The 5298-nt window shown below is 74.3% G+C and carries 6 protein-coding genes; 2 read left to right on the forward strand and 4 right to left on the reverse strand.

The genetic code is table 11. The features are described 5' to 3' along the window. Positions 1-38: 38 nt before the first annotated feature. The 4 genes from hisN to ACFU0Y_RS16875 form a co-directional block, all read right to left on the reverse strand. Positions 39-836, reverse strand: a complete 798-nt coding sequence (gene hisN / locus ACFU0Y_RS16860) for a histidinol-phosphatase (RefSeq protein ID WP_380215910.1) — start codon at positions 834-836, stop codon at positions 39-41. A 71-nt stretch (positions 837-907) separates the two neighbouring features. Continuing rightward, positions 908-2017, reverse strand: coding sequence for a ribosome small subunit-dependent GTPase A (locus ACFU0Y_RS16865; RefSeq protein ID WP_380215912.1), 1110 nt, complete (start codon positions 2015-2017; stop codon positions 908-910). Next, positions 2007-3386: a 3-phosphoshikimate 1-carboxyvinyltransferase gene (aroA, locus tag ACFU0Y_RS16870; RefSeq protein ID WP_380215914.1), complete on the reverse strand. Its 1380-nt coding sequence runs from the start codon at positions 3384-3386 to the stop codon at positions 2007-2009. The genes ACFU0Y_RS16865 and aroA overlap by 11 nt, the downstream gene beginning before the upstream one ends. 20 nt (positions 3387-3406) lie before the next feature. Continuing rightward, entirely contained in the window at positions 3407-3946 is a 540-nt protein-coding gene (locus ACFU0Y_RS16875) for a DoxX family membrane protein (RefSeq protein ID WP_380215916.1), read from the reverse strand. A gap of 336 nt (positions 3947-4282) precedes the next feature. Between ACFU0Y_RS16875 and ACFU0Y_RS16880 the strand changes: the two genes are divergently transcribed. Further along, positions 4283-4951, forward strand: coding sequence for a sigma-70 family RNA polymerase sigma factor (locus ACFU0Y_RS16880; protein ID WP_380215918.1), 669 nt, complete (start codon positions 4283-4285; stop codon positions 4949-4951). 2 nt (positions 4952-4953) lie between these two features. Next, a complete protein-coding gene (gene rsrA, locus ACFU0Y_RS16885; protein WP_380215920.1) occupies positions 4954-5220 on the forward strand; it encodes a mycothiol system anti-sigma-R factor in 267 nt (88 codons plus the stop codon). Positions 5221-5298: the final 78 nt, after the last annotated feature.

Consider the following 5298-nt stretch of genomic DNA (forward strand, 5'->3'; position numbering starts at 1 on the left):
CACCGGCAGGTGCGGGCCCCCGTCGCGCCGGGTCCGGGTCAGGACCCGGTGGCGAGCATTCCCAGCACCTCGTCGTGGAGCAGCCCGTTGGTGGCCAGCGCGTTGCCGCCGAAGGGGCCGGGCTCGCCCTCGAGGGAGGTGAACCGGCCACCCGCCTCCTCGACCACGGGCACGAGCGCGGCCATGTCGTGCAGGCTGAGCTCGGGCTCGCAGGCGATGTCCACCGCGCCCTCGGCGAGGAGGCAGTAGGACCAGAAGTCGCCGTAGGCCCGGGTCCGCCAGACCTCGTCGGTGAGCTCCAGGAAGCGGTCGCGCACACCGCGGTCCCGCCAACCGGTGAGCGAGGAGTAGGACAACGAGGCGTCGGACAGCCGCCCCACCTGGGAGACGTGGATGCGCTGGGCGTTGGCCAGGGACTTGCCCGTGAACGCGCCCCCACCGGCCGCCGCCCACCAGCGGCGGCCGAGCGCCGGCGCGGAGACCACGCCGACCACCGGCCGGCCCTCGTCGACGAGCGCGATGAGGGTGGCCCACACCGGCACCCCGCGGACGAAGTTCTTGGTGCCGTCGATGGGGTCCACGACCCACTGCCGGGCGCCGCTGCCGGTGGCGCCGTACTCCTCGCCGATCACGGCGTCCCGGTTGCGCGCGCGCCCCAGCTGGGTGCGGATGAGCTGCTCGGCCTCGCGGTCGGCGTCCGTCACGGGGGTGAGGTCGGGCTTGGTCTCCACCGTGAGGTCCTGGGCCTTGAACCGGCGCACGGTCAGGCGGTCCACGGCGTCGGCCAGGATGTGGGCGAGGCGGAGGTCGTCGGTGTAGTTGCTGGGGCTGCGCATTGGACCAACCTACCCCGAACCGGGGTCCCGGACCTGGTCGGACGGGAGTGGGCGGCGCACCGCCCGGCCGGTCACTGGACGCCGAGCTCCTTGTCCTCGCGGGCCTCCCCGGGTCGCTCCCCGGCCCCGAGCAGCCGGCGCAGCGAGGCCAGCCGGGACTCGCCCGCGTCCCCGGCCCGGCCCTGCGCCACCCAGGCGTCCAGGGCGCAGCCGGGGGACGTCCCCGTGTGCCGGCAGCCCTTGGGGCACTCGGCGATCGCCTCGGCGAGCTCGTCGAAGGACTCCACGATCCGGTCGTGGTCCACGTGCGCCAGGCCGAACGAGCGGATGCCGGGGGTGTCGATGATCCAGGACCCGGGGGAGGCGTCCTCGATCTTCAGGGCGAGGGCCGACGAGGACGTGTGCCGGCCCCGTCCGGTCACCGCGTTCACCCCGCCGGTGGCCCGGTCGGCGCCCGTGAGGGCGTTGACGAGGGTGGACTTGCCCACGCCGGAGTGGCCCAGCAGCACCGAGACGTGGCCGTCGAGGCGCTCGCGCAGGGCCTCGACGAGCGCGGGGTCGAGGGGCAGTGTGGTCCCGTCGTCGTCGGCCGGGACGTCGAGGGCGGGGCCCGAGACGAGCACGGGCAGCTCGAGCGCGGTGTAGTGGGAGATCAGCTCGGCCGGGTCCCGCAGGTCGGTCTTGGTGATGCACAGCAGCGGCTCGATGCCGGCGTCGTAGGCGGCCACGAGGGAGCGGTCGATGAACCCGGTGCGGGGCTCGGGGTTCGCGGCGGCCACGACCACCACGAGCTGGTCGGCGTTGGCGACCACGACCCGCTCGACCGGGTCGGTGTCGTCCGCGCTGCGCCGCAGGACGGTGGAGCGCTCCTCGATCCGCACGAGGCGGGCCAGGCTGTCCGGGGCGCCGCTGACGTCGCCGACGAGGCCCACGAGGTCGCCCGCGACCACCGGCTGCCGGCGCAGTTCGCGGGCCCGCACCGCCACGACCAGCCGCTCCCCGGGGGTGTCCTCCTCGAGGATCGCGGTGTAGCGGCCGCGGTCCACGGTGACGATGCGGCCGGTGACCGCGTCCTCGTGCGCCGGCCGCTCCTTGGTGCGCGGGCGGGAACCGGACTTGCTGGGACGGACGCGCACGTCCGACTCGTCCCAGTCGCGCCGGACGGAGTCCCTACGCGGCACGGCTCGGGCCCGTGAGCTCGGCCCACAGCCGGGGGAACTCGGGCAGGGTCTTGGCGGTGGTCGCGATGTTCTCGACCCGCACGTCCGGGACCACGAGGCCGATCACGGCCCCGGCGGTGGCCATGCGGTGGTCCTCGTAGCTGTGGAACGTCCCCCCGTGCAGGGGCGCCGGCCGGATCACCAGCCCGTCCTCGGTCTCCTCGGCGTCGCCGCCGAGCCGGTTGATCTCGGCGACGAGCGCCGCGAGCCGGTCGGTCTCGTGACCGCGCAGGTGGGCGATGCCGCGCAGCCGCGAGGGCGTGCCGGCGACCGCGCACACGGCCGCGACCGTGGGCGCGAGCTCCCCGGCCTCGCCGAGGTCGAGGTCCACCCCGCTCACGGTGTCCGGCCCCGTGACGGTGAACGTCCCGTCCGTGAGCTCGACCGCCGCGCCGAAGGCGGGCAGGATGTGCTTCCAGTGGTCACCGCCCTGGGTGGTGCGGTCCGGCCAGCGGGGCACCGAGACCCGTCCGCCGGTCACCACGGCCGCGGCCAGGAAGGGACCGGCGTTGGAGAGGTCCTGCTCGATGGTCACGTCGAAGGCGCGCACCGGCCCGGGGGCCACCCGCCACCGGTCGGGCTCGGAGTCGTCCACGGCGACCCCGAGCCCGCGCAGGACCTCCACGGTCATCTCGACGTGCGGCATGGACGGCACGCCCCGCCCCGAGCCGTCGGCGCTGCGGTGGCGGAGCAGGAGCCCGTCGTCGAAGCGGGCGCCCGCCAGCAGCAGGGCGGAGACGAACTGGCTCGAGCCGGTGGCGTCGATCTCCAGCTCCCCGCCGCGGACGCCGCCGGTGCCGTGCACCGTGAAGGGCAGCCGGCCCCGGCCGTCGTCCTCGACGCGCAGGCCGAGCCCGCGCAGCGCCTCGATCACCGGACCCATCGGGCGCACCCGGGCGCCCGGGTCGCCGTCGAAGGTGACGGCGCGCCGTGCGAGGGCCGCGACGGGCGGCACGAAGCGCATCACGGTCCCGGCCAGCCCGCACTCGACCGTGACCGGTTCCGTGGCGTCCCACGGGGCGGGCTCGACGACCAGGTCGGGGCCGAAGCCGCCGTTCCCTGCCACCTCCTCGACCCGGGCCCCCAGCGCGCGCAGGGCCTCGACCATGAGCCGGGAGTCGCGGGAGTGCAGGGGCGAGCGCAACCGGCACGGGCCGTCCGCCAGGGCGGCGAGCAGCAGGTACCGGTTGGTGAGGGACTTCGAGCCCGGCACCGTCAGCTCGGCGGCGACGGGCCGGGCACCGACGAACGGGGCCGGCCACAGCTCGTGCTGCGGGGCCGGCTCCACGGCGTCGGGACGGGCGGCGGGGGAGGAGGACTCCGACGGCATCACGACAGGCGGACCGTGGCCTAGCCCTGCTTGACGGCGTGCTGGAGGGCCTTCTCGGCCTTGGCGACCTGCTTCTGGGTGTCCTTGCCCAGCTTGGAGGCGTTCTTGCGGACGTCCCCGGCGAGGTGCTCGGCACGCCACAGCAGGGACGGGTTGCCCTCGGTGTCCACGGCGGCGAGCATGACGGCGCCCACCAGTGAGGAGTTCTTGAAGGCGGTGCTGCGCCGTGCGGCCTTCTCCTCCGGGGAGCCCGCCTCCGCGGCGCGGTAGTCCGCGTAGGCGTTGAGCGCGGTGGTGGTGACGAGCACACCGGCCGACAGGCGGGGCAGCTTGCCCAGCCCGAAGAGCACGGCGGCGCCGACCTGCGCCGCGGCCAGGCCCTGGGCCACCACGGCCTGGTTCTGCAGCGCGGGCCCGACCTGGGGGAAGGCCTTCGTGGCGGCGGAGATGGCCGGGGCCAGGTGCTGGGCGGCCTGGGACGAGTTGCGGAAGCTCTCCACCCCGTTGGCGACGTAACCGGTGGCCAGCAGCGGACGGGCGATGCGACGGACGATGCTCATGGGTTCCTCCTCGGCGGCAGACGGTACCGCGGGGCTGTGTCGGACGGGTCTGGATCGGCGGACGGCGCCGCTCGTCCCATCCTAGCCACGGGGAGGGCGCCTGGGGCGGGCGCGCGGATCCCGCGGCGGGAATAGGCGTGCCGGTGTCACCCGTTGTGCAGGACAGCGACCGGCCCGCCAGCGGCGGGCCACCACGACGATCCAGCACCACGGTCCGGTACCACGGTCCGGCGAGCGGACCCGCACGGCCGGGGGAGAGGAGCAGCCATCACCGCCCCCACGAGCGTCCTCGAGCCGGCCACGGTCCGCGCGCGCATCCCCGTAGACTGGTCCGTGATGAACGAGCAGAACCAGCAGGGGGCCGCCCCCCAGCGCACCGAGCCGCCCGTCGACGTCGAGACCGAGACCCCCGAGGCCCGGAAGGCGCGCTTCGAGCAGGACGCCATGGAGTACGTGGACCAGCTCTACGCCGCCGCCCTGCGCATGGCTCGCAACCCGGCCGACGCCGAGGACCTCGTGCAGGAGGCCTACACCAAGGCCTTCTCGGCGTTCCACCAGTACAAGCCCGGCACGAACCTCAAGGCCTGGTTGTACCGGATCCTCACGAACACGTACATCAACCTCTACCGCAAGCGGCAGCGCGAGCCGCTGCAGGCGAACACCGACACCGTCGAGGACTGGCAGCTGCACCGCGCCGAGTCCCACACGTCCTCGGGACTGCGCTCCGCGGAGGTCGAGGCGCTGGACCACCTGCCGGACAGCGACGTCAAGCGCGCCCTGCAGGAGCTGCCGGAGGAGTTCCGGCTGGCGGTGTACTTCTCCGACGTGGAGGGCTTCGCCTACAAGGAGATCTCCGAGATCATGGACACGCCGATCGGGACGGTGATGTCCCGCCTGCACCGCGGGCGGAAGCTGCTGCGCGAGAAGCTCGCCGACTACGCCGCCGAGCGCGGCTTCGACACGTCCAGGGTGACCGGCGACAAGAAGAAGGAAAAGGACAAGTAGACATGGCCGACTGCGAGAGCCTCGGATGCTGCACGGACGAGAGGATCCGCCTGATCTACGAGTACCTCGACGGGGTGCTCCCGGCGGAGGACCTCGACGAGATCCACGGCCACCTCCTCGAGTGCCGGGAGTGCGCCCGCGAGTACGACCTGGAGTGCGTGATCCGCTCCGTGGTCCGGCGCTCCTGCGCGGAGACGGCGCCCGCCGACCTGCGGGTCTCCATCCTCGCCCGGCTGCACGGGGAGCGTCGGGACCCACCGGCGGCCTGAGCTCCCGGTCGCCCCGGCGCCGCGGCGGCACGGGGGCGACCCCGGCACACGGAAGGGCCCCGGACCGCAGATGCGGTC

The sequence above is a fragment of the Kocuria sp. NPDC057446 genome (assembly GCF_042802875.1).
Taxonomy (GTDB): Bacteria; Actinomycetota; Actinomycetes; order Actinomycetales; family Micrococcaceae; genus Kocuria.